This is a genomic window from Gilliamella sp. BG2 (genome assembly GCF_046635645.1).
Classification (GTDB): Bacteria; Pseudomonadota; Gammaproteobacteria; order Enterobacterales; family Orbaceae; genus Gilliamella; species Gilliamella bombi.
In genome coordinates this window covers 44321-60617 of record NZ_JBIDFF010000005.1, presented here as the reverse complement: position 1 = coordinate 60617, position 16297 = coordinate 44321, and the positions used below count along the sequence as shown (strand labels likewise).

General features: G+C 35.2%; 15 protein-coding genes, 1 pseudogene and 1 other annotated feature. Of the genes and pseudogenes, 4 read left to right on the top strand and 12 right to left on the bottom strand.

All coding sequences use genetic code 11. The features are described from left to right. The first annotated feature begins 156 nt into the window (after positions 1-156). Positions 157-1128: an HTH-type transcriptional regulator CysB gene (gene cysB / locus ACGH6Q_RS03485; RefSeq protein WP_174798294.1), complete on the top strand. Its 972-nt coding sequence runs from the start codon at positions 157-159 to the stop codon at positions 1126-1128. 76 nt (positions 1129-1204) lie between these two features. Here cysB and hisIE read toward each other — a convergent pair whose 3' ends face one another. From hisIE to ACGH6Q_RS03440, 9 genes are all read right to left on the bottom strand, one after another. After that, on the bottom strand, positions 1205-1831 hold the full coding sequence (hisIE, locus tag ACGH6Q_RS03480; RefSeq protein WP_065560083.1) for a bifunctional phosphoribosyl-AMP cyclohydrolase/phosphoribosyl-ATP diphosphatase HisIE: 627 nt from the start codon (positions 1829-1831) through the stop codon (positions 1205-1207). Beyond that, complete coding sequence (gene hisF / locus ACGH6Q_RS03475) at positions 1825-2601, bottom strand: imidazole glycerol phosphate synthase subunit HisF (RefSeq protein ID WP_065590971.1); 777 nt, start codon at positions 2599-2601, stop codon at positions 1825-1827. The genes hisIE and hisF overlap by 7 nt, the downstream gene beginning before the upstream one ends. Continuing rightward, positions 2583-3335: a 1-(5-phosphoribosyl)-5-[(5-phosphoribosylamino)methylideneamino]imidazole-4-carboxamide isomerase gene (hisA, locus tag ACGH6Q_RS03470; protein ID WP_411591903.1), complete on the bottom strand. Its 753-nt coding sequence runs from the start codon at positions 3333-3335 to the stop codon at positions 2583-2585. The genes hisF and hisA overlap by 19 nt, the downstream gene beginning before the upstream one ends. A gap of 2 nt (positions 3336-3337) precedes the next feature. Beyond that, positions 3338-3925, bottom strand: a complete 588-nt coding sequence (gene hisH / locus ACGH6Q_RS03465; RefSeq protein WP_174798292.1) for an imidazole glycerol phosphate synthase subunit HisH — start codon at positions 3923-3925, stop codon at positions 3338-3340. Then, positions 3926-4993 (bottom strand): bifunctional histidinol-phosphatase/imidazoleglycerol-phosphate dehydratase HisB, encoded by a 1068-nt coding sequence (gene hisB, locus ACGH6Q_RS03460; RefSeq protein ID WP_297223702.1) that lies wholly within the window; start codon positions 4991-4993, stop codon positions 3926-3928. An 8-nt stretch (positions 4994-5001) separates the two neighbouring features. Continuing rightward, on the bottom strand, positions 5002-6060 hold the full coding sequence (gene hisC / locus ACGH6Q_RS03455) for a histidinol-phosphate transaminase (protein WP_296300639.1): 1059 nt from the start codon (positions 6058-6060) through the stop codon (positions 5002-5004). Positions 6061-6069: 9 nt separating this feature from the next. Continuing rightward, the gene (gene hisD, locus ACGH6Q_RS03450; protein ID WP_411591899.1) at positions 6070-7371 is read right to left on the bottom strand and encodes a histidinol dehydrogenase; all 1302 of its coding nucleotides are present in this window, start codon (positions 7369-7371) and stop codon (positions 6070-6072) included. A 4-nt stretch (positions 7372-7375) separates the two neighbouring features. After that, the gene (gene hisG / locus ACGH6Q_RS03445; RefSeq protein WP_085164043.1) at positions 7376-8275 is read right to left on the bottom strand and encodes an ATP phosphoribosyltransferase; all 900 of its coding nucleotides are present in this window, start codon (positions 8273-8275) and stop codon (positions 7376-7378) included. Positions 8276-8314: 39 nt separating this feature from the next. Further along, positions 8315-8434: a sequence feature (His leader region), on the bottom strand. 198 nt (positions 8435-8632) lie between these two features. Beyond that, positions 8633-9025 (bottom strand): AsnC family transcriptional regulator, encoded by a 393-nt coding sequence (locus ACGH6Q_RS03440; RefSeq protein ID WP_065590964.1) that lies wholly within the window; start codon positions 9023-9025, stop codon positions 8633-8635. Positions 9026-9143: 118 nt separating this feature from the next. On the opposite strand from ACGH6Q_RS03440, the gene ACGH6Q_RS03435 reads away from it, so the two are divergent. Continuing rightward, the gene (locus ACGH6Q_RS03435) at positions 9144-9707 is read left to right on the top strand and encodes a cysteine hydrolase family protein (RefSeq protein WP_034913065.1); all 564 of its coding nucleotides are present in this window, start codon (positions 9144-9146) and stop codon (positions 9705-9707) included. A 187-nt stretch (positions 9708-9894) separates the two neighbouring features. Here the strand turns inward: ACGH6Q_RS03435 and ACGH6Q_RS03430 are convergent. Next, positions 9895-10304: pseudogene (locus tag ACGH6Q_RS03430) on the bottom strand (DoxX family protein). A gap of 143 nt (positions 10305-10447) precedes the next feature. Between ACGH6Q_RS03430 and ACGH6Q_RS03425 the strand changes: the two are divergent. Both ACGH6Q_RS03425 and ACGH6Q_RS03420 read left to right on the top strand, forming a co-directional pair. Next, positions 10448-11359 (top strand): LysR family transcriptional regulator, encoded by a 912-nt coding sequence (locus ACGH6Q_RS03425; protein WP_174798286.1) that lies wholly within the window; start codon positions 10448-10450, stop codon positions 11357-11359. A 742-nt stretch (positions 11360-12101) separates the two neighbouring features. Further along, entirely contained in the window at positions 12102-13085 is a 984-nt protein-coding gene (locus tag ACGH6Q_RS03420; protein ID WP_065590963.1) for an AEC family transporter, read from the top strand. Positions 13086-13533: 448 nt separating this feature from the next. Here ACGH6Q_RS03420 and ACGH6Q_RS03415 read toward each other — a convergent pair whose 3' ends face one another. Together ACGH6Q_RS03415 and ACGH6Q_RS03410 are read right to left on the bottom strand one after the other, a co-directional pair. Beyond that, the gene (locus ACGH6Q_RS03415; protein WP_174798285.1) at positions 13534-14256 is read right to left on the bottom strand and encodes an outer membrane protein; all 723 of its coding nucleotides are present in this window, start codon (positions 14254-14256) and stop codon (positions 13534-13536) included. Positions 14257-14770: 514 nt separating this feature from the next. Further along, positions 14771-16294, bottom strand: a complete 1524-nt coding sequence (locus ACGH6Q_RS03410) for an exopolyphosphatase (protein WP_411591896.1) — start codon at positions 16292-16294, stop codon at positions 14771-14773. Positions 16295-16297: the final 3 nt, after the last annotated feature.

Here is a 16297-nt window from a genome sequence, read left to right as displayed (position 1 = left end):
GAATTTTGTTAAAAACTTTCAGGAAAGTATGCGTTTTAGTATAAAATAATTATTCTTTTGCGCTAAGCTGTGAAATGACTTACCTTAGCAATTCTTCCTTTTGTAATGTTATTAAAAAGGAAGAAAGGCATACAGTTAAAGGAGCGTTTGAGTGTTATGAAATTGCAACAATTACGCTATATTGTTGAGGTCGCAAATAACGACCTCAATGTATCGCTAACATCCGAAAAACTGTATACCTCTCAACCCGGTATAAGCAAACAAATAAAATTATTAGAAGACGAGCTCGGCGTTCAGATATTTACTCGAGTGGGTAAACACCTTTCTCAAATCACACCGGTTGGTGAAAAAATCATTGCTCTTGCCCGAGAGATCCTCAATAAGTCCAATGATATTAAGATTATCGCCAAAGAGTTTAGTCAACCAAATCAAGGCTCATTAACAATTACCACTACCTATACTCAAGCTCGTTATACATTGCCAGTTGTGATTCAACAGTTTATGCAGCAATATCCAAGTATTACATTGCATATGGAGCAAGGATCTTCTCCTCAATGTATTTTACAAACTCAAGAAGGTCTGGCTGAATTTGCGATTGTGACCGATATCTCACAGCTTAGCGATGATATGATAGCCTTACCTTGTTATCACTGGAACCAGGCTGTGATTGTGATGAAAGATCATCCGCTTGCCAAAAGTAAATTAATTTCGATTGAAGAGCTTTCAAAATATCCGTTAGTTAGCTATGATTTTTCTAATGATGGTTCAGATTTAAATCAAGCTTTCTTGCGTGCTAACCAATCACCTAATATTGTTTTTAGCACAACGGATGCCGAATTAATTAAAACTTATGTTAAATTAGGTGTCGGCGTTGGTATTGTAGCAAAAATGGCGGTGATCAATACATCAGATGACGATTTAGTTGTACTTAATGCTGGACATATTTTTCCTTACAGCACGACCTATATTGTTTTTCCTCGCTCATTATATTTACGCAGTTATATGTATGATTTTATCAGTCAGTTTTCACCTCATTTGAATCGACAAGCTGTAGACAAACTTATGTTATGTGAAAACAATTCCGAAGTATTAACGATGTTTAACGGGGTAAAATTACCCGTTTACTAATTTATTCTATCTTTTTTTATGAGAATAAAAAATTGAAACAAAGTGCGACATAACTCGCACTTTGGATGGGTTATAACTATTTATGTCTTGCTTTTAAAATACCAATGACATCTTGTAAAGACAGATTCTGGTCTTGGAGTAAAACTAATAAATGATAAATTAAATCGGCAGATTCATTTTTTAGTTCCTCGCTGTCATGAACTGTTGCTGCAAGGGCTGTTTCAACGCCTTCTTCTCCCACTTTTTGAGCTATGCGTTTAGTGCCGTCATGATACAGTTTTGCGGTATATGATGATTTAGGATCGGCATTTTTACGCCCTGCAATTATCTGTTCTAATTCAAATAAAAATCCCCATTGAGTTTTAGTCGAAGCAAAACAACTTGTTGAGCCGGTATGGCAAGTTGGGCCAACTGGATCAACTAAAATCAATAACGTATCATTATCACAATCCGTTGAAATACTCACAACATTAAGAAAATTGCCAGAAGTTTCACCCTTTGTCCAAAGGCGCTGTTTGGTTCGTGAATAAAAAGTGACTTTGCCGCTATTTTGTGTTTGTGCTAACGCTTCTTGATTCATATAGCCAAGCATTAACACATCGCCCGAAACATAATGCTGAATAATGACCGGCATTAAATTATCCACTTTTTGCCAATCCAGTTGTTGTAAATCTAATTGGGTATTGCAATTTTGCGTTAACATAATCGAATATTTACTCCATGCTGTGCCAAATATTGTTTAAGTTCACCAATATTAATAATTTGTTTATGAAAAACTGAGGCAGCTAATGCTCCATCAACTTGTGCTTCATTAAATGCCTGTAAAAAATGCTCAATAGTACCAGCACCGCCTGAAGCAATTAGTGGCACGTTGCATACTTCTCGAACGGCGTTTAGTTGAATAATATCATATCCATTACGAACACCGTCTTGGTTCATCATATTAAGAACAATTTCACCTGCACCACGTTTTTGTACCTCCTGTACCCAGTCGAGAGTGTTCCATTTTGTGGCAACGGTACGTTTTTCGTCACCAGTAAATTGATAAACATGATAATTGTTTGACTGTTTGTCATACCAGCTATCAATGCCAACTACAATGCACTGTACTCCGTAACGATCTGCAAGCCGTGTAATTAAACTAGGATCAGCAAGGGCAGGGGAATTAATCGAAATTTTATCAGCTCCAAAGGTTAATATTTGACCTGCATCTTCAACCGTTTTAATACCACCAGCAACACAAAAAGGGATATCAATCACTTCGGCAACTTTTGCGATCCAACTTTTATCGACAACACGGCCATCTGACGAAGCGGTGATATCATAAAAAACGAGCTCATCTGCGCCTTCTTCTGCATATCTTTTTGCTAAGGGGACTATGTCTCCAATAATTTCATGATTACGAAATTGTACACCTTTAACCACTTGTCCATCGCGAACATCTAAACAGGGAATTATTCTTTTGGCCAACATGAAATTGCCTCCTGAACTGTAAATTTTTCTTCAAGTAAAGCACGGCCAACAATGACACCTTTAACACCACTGTCTTTCAGTGCTTTGACATCACTCAATTGACCAATTCCGCCAGACGCTTGAAAAGCAATCTGTGGGTATTTACGACTAATTTCCTGATACAACTTAACGTTTGAGCCACTGAGTGTGCCATCTTTGGAAATATCTGTACACAATACATGCCTTAAGCCATAAGGAAGGTAATCATCAATCACTTGTTCTAGTGTCTGACAGGAATCTTCTTGCCATCCATGAATAGCGGCATATTTATTTCCTTGGTTGTCAATGCGGACATCAAGAGCCAATACTAGCCTTTCTGCACCATATTTTGAAAACCACTGTTTGACCAATTCGGGTTGCTTAATAGCTGTCGAACCAATTACTATGCGAGCAGCGCCGGCAGATAGCAATGATTGTATATCTTTTTCAGTACGAATTCCTCCACCAACTTGAACTGGTATTTGCACACCATTAATCAGATTTTGTATTAGTAAAATTTGGCGTTTTTGGGGATCTTTCGCACCTGTTAAATCAACAAGATGTAACAGTTTAGCACCTTGTTTTTCATAATCCTGTAAGCGTAAAAGAGGATCGTTACCATAATCACGTTTTTGTCCATAATCACCTTGATGTAATCGCACCACATTGCCATCAATTAAATCAAGAGCAGGAATGATGGTTGGAAAAGTTGTCATAGCTACATCTCCAAAAAGTTTTTTAGCAATTTTGCACCGGCCAAGCCAGAACGCTCGGGATGAAATTGCACGCCGTAAAAGTTGTCTTTTTGCACGGCTGCGGTAAAGCTTTCGCCGTAATTGGTTTCTGCTATTGTTGCTGAGCATAATGGCATCGCGTATCCATGTACAAAGTAAAAATAAGCATCATCAGGAATATCTCGAAATAGATGATGACCGGCTTTAGGTGAAACCTGATTCCACCCCATATGTGGTAAAGGTAAACCACAATCAGGAATTTCTCTAACTTTTTCGTGAATAATTCCCAATGTGTTAACATGTCCTTCGGTACTATAATCGGCTAGAAGTTGCATACCAAGGCAGATCCCTAATACAGGTTGAGTACAGACTTTGATAAGTTCAATTAAATGACGCTCTTTTAATTTTTCCATTGCTGAACTTGCGGATCCTACTCCAGGTAAAAACAACTTATCTGAGCTGAGCACGATATCAGGGTCAAGGCTAATTATTGGATCATAACCTAATCGTTGCACGGCATATTTGACCGAAGATAGATTAGCACAGCCAGTATCGAGGATGACAATCTTCATTTATAGCACTCCTTTTGAGCTTGGTAATCGGTCACTTTCAATTTTGATGGCTTGTTTTAATGTTCTAGCAAAAGATTTAAATAAACTTTCTACTTTATGATGATCATTATCGCCTTCTGTTTCAATATGCAATGTAATAGCCATAGCATAACTTATTGAGTAAAAGAAATGTTCTACCATTTGCGTGCTCATATCGCCAACTTTAGGGTGAGTAAACTCTGCTTTAAATTTTAGATAAGGGCGTCCTGAAATATCTATTGCACATCTGGCCAAACACTCGTCCATAGGGATAACAGAGGCATAACGGGTAATACCACGTTTATCACCGAGTGCTATTTTTAGTGCCTCTCCTAAAGCTAGTCCAGTATCTTCTATGGTATGATGATCATCAATATGTAAATCACCATCAACTTGGATATTGAGTTTAATTCCACCATGAGTCGCAATTTGATCGAGCATATGATCAAAAAAACCAATTCCAGTATTAATTTGACTGCCACCTTGGCGATCAAGCCACACTTCAACAAGTATTTTAGTTTCTTTGGTATTGCGTACAACTTTTGCATAACGATCTTTAGTGGTTAATCGTTGGGCGATTTCGTCCCAATTTAAATTTTCAGGATGATATCGTAATCCTTGGATTTGCATGTTTTCAGCCAATTGAATATCTGTGACCCTGTCACCAATAACATAACTGTTTTGTTTATCTAATTTACCACTAGTAAGATATGGCAAAACTAATTGGATTTTAGGCTTACGACACTCACAATTATCTTCTGGAAAGTGTGGGCAAATTAATACATCCTCAAAATTAACACCTTGCGATTTAAAAATCTGCATCATTAAATTGTGTGGACCATCAAAATCAGCCTGTGGATAGCTACTAGTCCCGAGCCCATCTTGATTGGTGACCATCACTAAATGGTATCCCGCAGTTTGTAGCTTGAGTAGGGCTGGGATCACATTAGGTTCAAAAGCCAATTTTTCAAACTGATCAACCTGAAAATCAACTGGAGGTTCAGTAATTAGTGTGCCATCTCGATCAATAAATAAGTACTTTTGTAACATTTTTGCTCCTATTTAATTGTTTTGAGCGCAGAAATGACTGCTTCGCACTCGGCTTGGGTTCCAATGGTAATACGAATAATATTTTGTTGCCCAATAGATCTACTTTGATCTCGTAAAATAATACCTTGGCGCCATAAAATATTAAATACATCTTTATCATGTTGAAATTTAACACACAAATAGTTGGAATAACTTGGATAAACTTTTTCGACAATTGGCAATTGTCGAAGTAAATTGGCAAATTTTTCCTTTTGATTATTTAAATTTACCACATGTAGCTTCATGGTATTCACACCATCTTTACTCAATGCTTGAGCTGCAATATCAGCAACAGGGGTTGCTAGAGGGTATGGTGCAATAACCTTCTGTAAGGCTTCGATCACAGGTTTATTAGCAATGGTGAAACCGCAACGTAATCCAGCCAAAGCAAAGGCTTTGGATAATGTTCGTAAAATCACCAAGTGAGGATAGTCATTAAGCCAACTAACGACACTAGATTCAGGCGAAAACTCAATATAAGCCTCGTCAATAATGACCAAAGCACGATCTTTGGCAATATTAAGTAAAGCTTTGATATCATCAGAATCGATTAAATTACCGGTCGGATTATTTGGTGAACAGACATAAATTAGTTTCACAGTATCAATATTTTGTTTTATACCCCCAAGATCAAGCTGCCAATCAGAAGTGGTTGGCACAGTTTTGGTTTTAATACCTAATGTCTCAGCACTTACTTGGTACATACCATAAGTTGGTGGACAGTACAAAATGCTGTCTTTTTTAGGCTCACAAAATGCACGCATTAAAAGCTCAATGGCCTCATCAGCTCCTCGGCTAACAAGCACTTGTTCAGTTTTAACCCCTGCATATTGTGCATAACGCTGAATTACTTTTTCAGGCTGTGGTTCTGGATAACGGTTTAAGGTTTGATCGGTCAAGTCAAAATGTGGAGCAACGGGATACTCGTTTGCATTTAGCCACACATCGCCTTGACCACCAATTCGCCGAGCAGATTGATAAGGTGTTAATTGCTGAACATTTTTTCGAACTAATTGATTGATATCCATTTAAGCCACCTATTTTTGATTTATTGAATTTAATACCGCAAGCCTAAGGCTAACCGCCTGTTTGTGGGCAGTGAGTTGTTCTGCTTCTGCCATCAACTCAACCGCATGACCAATGGCTTTTAAACCTTCTGGTGATAATTTTTGCACCGTCATACGTTTTTGAAAATCAGCAAGCCCAAGGCTAGAATATGTGGCTGTATAACCATAAGTTGGTAATACATGATTGGTTCCTGATGCATAATCACCTGCTGACTCCGGTGACCAATCACCCAAGAAGATCGAGCCAGCACTAGTAATTTGTTCAACTAATTCATCCGCATTCGCAGTTTGAATAATTAAGTGTTCGGGACCATAGCGATTGCTAATAGCAACACATTCATCCAAATCTTTAGTTACAATAAGGCGACTTTCTTGTAATGCTTTTTTAGCGATATTTTGGCGCGATAGTTGCGTAAGTTGCTTATCGACTTCAATCGATACTGCTTGTGCTATTTTTTCATCAGGTGTTAACAAAATAACTTGTGAATCAGGACCATGTTCAGCTTGCGACAAAAGATCAGCAGCAATAAAAGCAGGATTTGCTGAACTATCTGCAATCACTAACACTTCAGACGGACCAGCTGGCATATCAATGGCTGCGCCATCAAATCGCTGACTGACTTGTCGTTTGGCTTCGGTAACGTAGGCATTTCCAGGACCAAAAATCTTATCGACTTTAGGAACCGACTTGGTGCCAAGCGCCATTGCGCCAATGGCTTGTGCACCGCCTAATTGATAAACCTCGCTAACACCACATAATTGTGCCGCATATAAAATTTCGTCAGCAATGGGCGGTGGTGAACATAAAATAACTTGACGACAACCGGCAATTTTAGCAGGTGTTGCAAGCATTAACACAGTAGATAATAAAGGGGCAGAACCACCCGGAATATAAAGCCCAACTGAATCAATAGGGCGCGTTACTAACTGACATTTTACGCCTGCCATTGTTTCAACCGTAATAGGTTGATAGGCTTGCGCTTGGTGGAATTTTTCAATGTTGGCAACCGCTAATTGCATGGCTTGTTTTAATTCAGGATTAACACGATTTGCGGCGGCTTTTATGTCTTCTTTTGTAAGCTTTATTTGCTCAATTTGGACTTTATCAAATTTGCGACTTAAAACCTTTAAAGCCTCATCGCCGTGCTGTTTTACTTGTGCCAAAATATCGGCTACTGCCTTGCTAATCGAATCTGAAGCATTAATTGCAGGGCGAGTCAGTAGTTTCTTTCGTTGAACGTCAGTACATTGTTGCCAATAAGAAAGTTTCATCTTATTACTCCATCATTTTTTCAATTGGTAATACAAGAATTGAACTTGCGCCTAATGTTTTTAATTTTTCCATGGTTTCCCAAAAAAGAGATTCACTACTCACCATATGTAGCGCAACACGATTTTGCTCGCCTGTTAACGGTAAAATGGTTGGATTTTCGGCACCCGGCAATAGCGCAACAATATCATCTAACACCTCAGTAGGGGCGTGGAGCATAATATATTTGGATTCACGAGCTTGAATAACGCCTTGAATGCGTGTCATGATTTTATCGATTAACGCCTGTTTTATTGGTGACATTTCGCCTTGACGTTGAATTAAGCAGGCTTTTGATTTATAGATAACTTCGATCTCTTTTAGTCCATTGGCCTCAAGCGTTGCACCACTCGAAACCAAATCACAAATTACATCGGCAAGCCCAGCACGGGGGGCAACCTCGACCGAACCATTAAGCAAACATGTTTTAAAAGTAACATTATATTGAGCAAGATAACGGCGGAGCAGGTGAGGGTAAGTGGTGGCAATACGCAAATCATTTAAACATTCTGGTCCTGTATACTCAAAATCACGAGGTGCTGCGATCGACAACCGACAGCCACCAAAATCTAAACTGCGCAATTTTTTAAATTGTGGATCTTCGCCTTCGGCCTGCCTATCTAATACTTCCTCTTCTAAAACATTTTCGCCGACAATCCCAATATCGACAACGCCATCAATAACCAATCCGGGGATATCGTCGTCACGAACACGCAAGATATCAATGGGCATATTTTCAGCAAAAGCAATCAAACGCTGTTCTTGAAGATTAATTTTAATACCACATTGGGCAAGTAACTTTTTTGATTCGTCACTTAATCGACCTGACTTTTGCATAGCAATGCGTAAACGCGAATTATCCAACATATCTTTCTCCAAAGTTATCTAAAAATTTATAAACTACAAACAAAAAACCCTCGGAAGTTTGATCTTCCGAGGGTTTCTGCTTGCTTTTGCGACATCACCGGAAGACCAAAGTCTTCCAGCACCAATTGCCCGAAGACTATTCAGGAATGATGGTGATGATGTGTACTAATAGCATTAGTAATAAAAACGCAAAAACAATTCATAAAAATAAAAAACCTTTAACTGAGTTGATAATTAAAGCTACTGAACAAAATATAACAGAATTTATTTGCTCGCAACTTTTTTTTGTTTTTTATGTAAAAAAATCTTTATACAAAAAATAGTCAACAAGTTTAGGTGTAAATTTTTAAAATAGCGTTATTTAATCACTTTTGACTGATGACTAACTTTATAACGGCAATAGAGCTCAAGTTTGTCTAAAAAATGTGGTAAGTTTTGGTCTGTAAATTCACTTTTTATAAAATAACACCCATCGCCTGTGATTTTATAAAATTCGATGATTTCTTTAAACGACATGACCATGTTTTCGAACGAGGTGAATTGATTTGAATTCATATAAATAGTTATAAACTGAAGCTGATTTGTTTTTTCTTTAATAGTAAATTTTTCAATAATATGATTATCATACAATTCTTGAACTCGCTGTCCAACAGCCTGTCCTGACAAATATACTTTTTCGCCAATTTCTTTCCATGATTGACGACTATTTTTTTTAAGTTCATCTAAAATAGCGCGATCTTTTTTATCCATACTTGTTTATCTTTTTCATTTTGAAAGTAGGTAAGTAATAATACTTTCAATTCATTATGTAACAGATAGCGTAATTATCGCATAATTATCAACTCAAACATAATTTAAGGACAAAACAATGAAACAAGGTTTAATAATTATCGACGTACAAAATGACTATTTCCCAACGGGTAAATTTACTTTAAACAATACAGAATTAACTTTACAAAATACCTTAAAACTACAAAAACACTTTAGAGCACAACAATTACCGATCTTTTATATTCAGCATATAAAGTCTGATCCTCATGCGGATTTTTTTGCTAACGGAAGTTTAGGCGCTGAAATTCATCCAAGTTTGTTACCGCTTGGTAACTTGCATGAGTATCTTGTCAAAAAAACATTCCCTAATAGTTTTTATCAAACTGAGCTACAAAAAAAATTACAACAAGAACAGATCCAGCAGATGGTTATTTGTGGAATGATGAGCCATATGTGTGTTGACTCAACAACACGTCACGCATCCGAACTAGGTTATCAACCGATATTAATCCACGATGCTTGTACAACTTGTGATCTCGAATTTGATGGTAAAACGATTCCATCCCAAGTGGTACATAACAACTTTATGTCTGCCTTAACCAATTTTGCATCGGTTGTAAGTTGTGAAATGTTTGTTCAAACCAAACTGGCTATTTTATAAATTATAGCATTGTAATTAAATGATTATGGATAATGGATGCCAAAAAAGCGATAACATAATTATAAACAATCTAAATTGGCTCGATTAACCCACTCAACCCTAAGTAAAGATCAGTCAGAAAAAGTATTTATTTTATTGAGGTTTTTATTCAACTGTTTTGTCAAAAAAACAACTAATATCTCCCCCTCTAATACGCCAAATATTTAGCTAATACACTAAAGCGACCACTTCCTAGCAATGCTAAACTGAGTGCTGTTAGCGCCATAAAGGCAGGATATTCCCAACCGCCACCTGCGTTACTAAATGACCAACCATTCACTGAGTGAATAAATGTAATAACAATCATTTGAATCACTCCCAATAAACTAACAATGCGGGTTAAAAGACCTAAAAGCAATAACAAACCGCCGCCAATTTCAAACATAATCGCTAAATAACCAATGAACCAAGGAACCAAGGAAAGCCAAGTGATTGAAAATATTGCGCAGTACCTGAGGGAGTAAAGACGAGTAGTTTAGTAAAACCGTGCGCCAAGAACATGACACCCAAGGCAATTCGTAACATGAGTGAAGCTAGATCTGTTTGATATTGTTTCATTTTATTTTTCCTGTAAGTTAATTATTGTGATTGGTTAGCACCATTTGTTTATGATAATGGTTATTATTTTGTAGATAAATAAGCTATTATGTGATTTATTGTCAAAATAAGTGGGACAATTGTTTGGTGTTGGTGAAAGGCAGATGGATAGATCTAATAAATTACTAGAAATGATGGTTTTTGTGGCGGTAGTTGATTGTAATAGTTTTGTTGATGCGTCAGTTAAGTTAAATATGTCTAAGCAGGCAGTGTCACGTTATATTCAAGCATTAGAAAATCGCTTGCAAGTTCGGTTGTTACAACGTACAACTCGCAAAATGGTCATTACCCATGAGGGGCAAATTTTTTATTTGCAAACTAAAGCCATTATTAATGCTACTACAGAAGCAGAAAATAGCCTCACTTTAGATCATGCAAGTCCACAAGGTATTCTTCGGGTTAATGTGCCTGTTAGTTTTGGTATTTTGCATTTGGCGCCTTTATGGCAAAAATTTATCAATAAATACCCTAAAATTGAGCTAGATATTACGTTGTCAGATCGTGTGGTTGATCTGCTTGAGGAGGGCTACGATCTTGCTGTTCGAATTGGTCGGCTAGAAAGTTTGTCGCTGATTAGCCGTAAGTTGGCAACTACGCAAATCATAGCCGCCGCGTCGCCTGATTATATTGCTAAATATGGCATGCCGAATGATCCTGATGATTTGTTGAATCATAAAATTGTGATGTATAGTCAGTGGGCAAAAAAAGAGCAATGGCATTTTTATAAAGACAATGCCCATTACTCGGTGAATTTAAAAGCGAATATCTATTGTAATAATGGCGATACTTGCCGCCAAATTATGTTACAAGGAGGTGGTATTTCGTTGCAACCTGATTTTATTATTGGTAAAGATATTAAAATAGGCCGTTTAGTTCGTGTTTTGTTGAATTATAAAGTCGAGAATTTGAATATTTATGCCGTTTATCCAAGCCGTAAATTATTACCGCTCCGAACTCGATGTTTAATCGATTTTTTAGTTAGCGAACTAAAAAATTATCAATGGTCAGTTAGTTAAAACATAACCGTTATTATTTGATATGTAAAAAATCTTTAGACAAAAAATAGTCAAATGTATTACTGATTTTACAATAACACAGAAATGATTTACATTATGCTAGTTATTAATTGATTATTCAGAAACAATCTTTACTATATATTGTTTTCAAGATTTATTGTCATTATATGAATATCAATAATAAGGCTTTGTGGCAGCAATTCTATATAAATAAAGTAAATCAAATTATTATCTATAATAGGTATGTTTTTTTATAATGAATAACACATTATAAAAAAGCATCATTTAAGAAATTTTAGTGCAATATTAATTTTTACTATAATTTAACACTCATGTTTTATATTTTCTTATTGATTGTTTTTTAAAGAAATAAAACTCTATTATTAACAAGCTTAGAGCAAAGTTTTAATGTTTTTTTGAGTTTTTAAGACAGTTAGTAGATCTTGATTTACACAAGATCGAAAAGAATAAGTATAATAATACCTAAGTTACTATATTTTACATTTGAATATAACAAAGGTTTTCATTAAAGAATGTCTTTAATTAAACATAATGAGTGCGAAATCGCATTTAATAATATCAAGTTTCAACAACGAAAAATATCGTTTTACATGTAATAAATATATTTGATTTTGTTACCCACTTATTTTAGCTAGGTCTATAAATATAATATCTAATCTGAAGTTACCGACCATTTACCGAATTTGTATTTTTAGTAATATTATTTTAGGAGTTTTAAAAAATGAATCTGATCTGGTCAGCAGTTGGGCAAGTTGTTAGTTCTTGTCTTCCGGTTTTTTTGTTAATTTTTCTTGGTTGGTTATGTGTGCAGCAAGGGATCTTTTCGAAGGATTCTAAAAAATTATTATCAGGACTGGTATCAAACTTTGTCTTTCCTGCTTTACTTTTTGTGCATACGTCTCATGCTAAGCCATCGCAAATATTCAATGGCATTTGGATGATTGCATTTTTCTGTACTATGTCATTTTTATGGATAATTTGTTTTTTAACCAATAAATACATTTTGCATAAAGAGTTAAAGTCAACAGCTATGAATGCAATGCTATGCTGTTTTCCAAACATGGGCGGGATGGGTGTTCCTTTCTTGACGTTAATGTTAGGAGCCGCATCAACTATTTCCGTTGCGATTGCTAATTTTGTTGTTGCATTATCATTGATTCCAATGACAATATTTTTATTAGAACTTTGTGATACTAAATTGTCTGGTGGTAAAGTCACCGGTGGTATGATCTTTAGTGCAGTAAAAAATTCACTTATGAAGCCAATGTTTTTAGCCGTTATTTTAGGGTTAATTGTGAGCGTTACCGATGGAACTAAATGGCTACCACATTTTGTGTTTAACACTTTTGATATTATGTCAAATGCCTGTAACTTCATTTCACTTATTGCGGTCGGTGTTGGTATTCATGGTGTTAAATTGAAATTATCTAAACCATTAATGATTAATGTTGTGTTGAAAAGTTTTATTACACCAATTGTTGCACTTATTTCCGTATATCTATTTGGCATAACAGGTATGGAAGCAGAAGAATTAGTTTTCTTATTGGCAATGCCAACGGCATCAACAGCGGTTATTTTGGCTTACAATTGGAATGTTGAGCAAGAACAAGCATCAAGCATTTTCTTTGCATCAACAGTTTTATCTATCTTCATTTTACCAACCTTATTGCTTATTATGGACTTCACCATTCCAGGTGTTGCTTAATTAAAAGCTAAATATAAATGCTCTCATTTAATTTTAGATGAGAGCTTTTATTATCAATTACACGTTTCTTTGGCAATCCATGCTGGAATTACTCGGGTTGTTTACAGTAATAATAACCACCGTATTTCGAAAATCAACTAAACTTGCTGCTTACAAATGAATGGAAAAGTAAAAAGAGTAATACCAACTTTGGATTAAAATACGGCATAATCAACAAGTATATAATGATTCAAAAGGTGAAGACTAAGTCTTAATTGATTAATTATTATAATTTTGTTAACCCCCATAAGGTGATTTTAGAAAAAACGCCTTATGGGGTTTTGGAGTGGTTACTTAACCATGAAGTGTAAATAACCCAGTTTTTTTCTACATATTAACAGTAGCAAGAAATGTAGCGATAATATTGGTAACTAAACTAAAAAGAGCCATTGTTTTTTTAGTTTATTAATTAGAAGCTATAGCGAACACCAGCTAATAAATCAATTGAACTTAGCTCAGCACTAGCATTAGTTCGATAGTATTCATTATGTTTTTTGATGTTTACTTTACCTGCATCCACATAACGAGCAGTGAAATCAACAACCATATTATTATTCAACTTATAAGCTACGCCAGCAGCAACATTCCATGCAAACTTTGTTTTTGTTTTTGATAATGAACGTTCATAATCAACACCATCAACAGAAACGTTATATTTTTCCTTATGGCTATTTTCTAGTTTAGTGAAGGCAACACCAAATCCCGCACCAATAAATGGAGTAATTGGTGAGTCAATATCAATATCATAATAACCATTTAACATTAATGTATTCATGCGGGCTTTGACTTTTTGAGTAGTACGAAGACGATATTCTTCATAATCAGTGTATCTATTTTCTTTTTTATCTGTATTGCCACGTAAGGTAAGAGATAATTCTACACGTGCAGGAATATCATAATTAGAAAAGTTGTAACCTAAATTTAAAGCACCTGCTAATTTAGTTTTATGCATTGAGTCAAAAATACCATCGTTGATAACACCGCCGTGATTATAATGTAAGGTATCCTTAATATTTTTCACTTTTATTATAGAAGCTCCTAATTGACCTCCTAGGTAAAGTTCATTTGTTTCAGCATAAGCAAAATTTGAAAAACAAGCAAAAGTTGTTAGTGCAATTAATGTCTTCTTCATTTTATTTCCTTTATTTATTATGGTTGTTTAAGATTTGCCAATTATAAAGCAAATAAATTAAAAATCAATTTGAGGTATTAGGAAATTATTTCAACGAAAAACAAAAGCCGTAACTGTAACTATCCCTTAAAATAGTACAGCAAGAAAGTAGAAAATTCTCTATAGTAACAAATGCTTGCCGAGTTAAATCTAAAATCGCAGCCTCAGGAAGAGATCATAAAAAAGCTGTAGTGCCCACAATGCAACGAAAAACATGGGCAAGAGAGCTACAAGCCACTAAATTAATCTCAATTGCCATTAGCTGTCACATTGTGTAATTAAGTCGTTGTGTCTACTATTATCAACCTCACACAGTATTACCATATTTTATACTTGAATCTTGTACTAAGTTTGAGGTATTCAAAATAGTTACAAACTTACAAATATACAAAATTTAGGGTGGGTTTAGTTTACTATGAAGTGTAAACAACACGTTTTTTTCTACATATAAATTGATTTACAGGGGCTTTTATAATTAACAGACTACAATCGATAGTTTCCAATCCTCAATTTCTTTCCAATATTTTTTTTCTTGTTCTAAATCAAATAATATCAATTTATTATTTTCAACAAATTCCCGATTAATTTCTATAGTCACTTTAGTTAGTTTATTTTTTATTAATTTTAAACGAAATGCTTGTAAATTAATTTCTGTATTTCGCTGATTATTGATGAGTATAGATAATCTTAGGATTTGCATTAGCGGTATTATATGTTTGTATTCGAACAAACTAAAATAGGGTAGTGTATCTATATTGATAGTCTTTCTATGGTAACGTACAAGAGTAGACAAAAGTAATTGCTGTTCTTCGTTAAATCCGGGTAAATTACTATTTTGTAAAATATAGCTTGAATGTTTATGAACTGAAGAAAAGTTAATTTTTAACCCTACCTCATGTAACAAAGCAGCCCAATATAAAATAGATTCAAGGCTTGCCGGAATAGATGTTGGTGCTTGTTGTTGCCATTGAGAAAATAAATATTTTGCAGTTTTAACGACTTGCGTAGCATGGCGTTGGTCTATATTGTAATGTTCAGAAAGAGTTTGCGCGGTATTTTGTCTAATATCTCGGAAATTAAGACCTCCAACCAACTCATAAAGCACCCCTTCACGTAATGCGCATGGGCTAAATTGTAAAGTATTTAATCCAAATGCGTTAAAAACCCCACTAAATATAGCTAGCCCGCTGACAAATACACTTTTTCTTTCACTAGAAAGTGAAGGGTAGTTAATATCTTGAAAAGAGTTGAATTCTAAAACATAACTAATTAAATCATCGAGCCTTTTTTGGGTAATAATTCCATCACAAACCCCAATATCTAATAAGATACGATAAATAGACTTGATGGTTCCTGATGTACCAAATGCAACAGTAATATTTTGTTTTTTTATAATATTAATCAAGCTTTCAATTTGTTGTTCGGCGGCAAGCTTTGCTCGTTCAAATGAAATAACGTTAATTTTTTTTTCATGAAAAAACTGTTTAGCATAAGTTATGCATCCCATAGGGCGACTAGCAACAATCAACGGTTTTAGATCATTTCCTCTACCTATTGCAATTTCTGTAGAGCCTCCACCGATATCTATTACAAATTTAGTATCATTTGTCGATGTTGATTCTGATGTCATAGTACCTAAATAAATAAGACGTGCTTCTTCTTGTCCTGATATGATTTCTATAGGAAATGGAAATACTTTAGCCGCAGCCATTAAAAATTTATATCTATTTTTTGCAACCCGTAATGTATGAGTTGCTACAACACGAACATTTTCGGGAGGAAAGCCAATTAATCTTTCGGAAAATAGTGTAAGACATTCCAGACCTCGCATAATGCTTGATTCACTTAGATGGTTATTAGCATTAAGCCCTGTGGCAAGATGAATATTTTTTTTATTTTTATAAATGATCTGTATAGCACCATCTATAATACGAGCAATAACCATGTGAAAACTATTTGAACCAAGATCAACTACCGCATATTCATTGAATTTATTCACTTT

Coding starts and splice junctions, on each gene's coding strand:
- hisG (WP_085164043.1), bottom strand. CDS start 8,275: ATGTTGGATAATTCGCGTTTACGCATTGCTATGCAAAAGTCAGGTCGA.
- ACGH6Q_RS03435 (WP_034913065.1), top strand. CDS start 9,144: ATGAAACAAGGTTTAATAATTATCGACGTACAAAATGACTATTTCCCA.
- hisC (WP_296300639.1), bottom strand. CDS start 6,060: ATGGATATCAATCAATTAGTTCGAAAAAATGTTCAGCAATTAACACCT.
- ACGH6Q_RS03425 (WP_174798286.1), top strand. CDS start 10,448: ATGGATAGATCTAATAAATTACTAGAAATGATGGTTTTTGTGGCGGTA.
- hisIE (WP_065560083.1), bottom strand. CDS start 1,831: ATGTTAACGCAAAATTGCAATACCCAATTAGATTTACAACAACTGGAT.
- ACGH6Q_RS03440 (WP_065590964.1), bottom strand. CDS start 9,025: ATGGATAAAAAAGATCGCGCTATTTTAGATGAACTTAAAAAAAATAGT.
- ACGH6Q_RS03420 (WP_065590963.1), top strand. CDS start 12,102: ATGAATCTGATCTGGTCAGCAGTTGGGCAAGTTGTTAGTTCTTGTCTT.
- ACGH6Q_RS03415 (WP_174798285.1), bottom strand. CDS start 14,256: ATGAAGAAGACATTAATTGCACTAACAACTTTTGCTTGTTTTTCAAAT.
- hisH (WP_174798292.1), bottom strand. CDS start 3,925: ATGAAGATTGTCATCCTCGATACTGGCTGTGCTAATCTATCTTCGGTC.
- hisF (WP_065590971.1), bottom strand. CDS start 2,601: ATGTTGGCCAAAAGAATAATTCCCTGTTTAGATGTTCGCGATGGACAA.
- hisB (WP_297223702.1), bottom strand. CDS start 4,993: ATGTTACAAAAGTACTTATTTATTGATCGAGATGGCACACTAATTACT.
- cysB (WP_174798294.1), top strand. CDS start 157: ATGAAATTGCAACAATTACGCTATATTGTTGAGGTCGCAAATAACGAC.
- hisD (WP_411591899.1), bottom strand. CDS start 7,371: ATGAAACTTTCTTATTGGCAACAATGTACTGACGTTCAACGAAAGAAA.
- hisA (WP_411591903.1), bottom strand. CDS start 3,335: ATGACAACTTTTCCAACCATCATTCCTGCTCTTGATTTAATTGATGGC.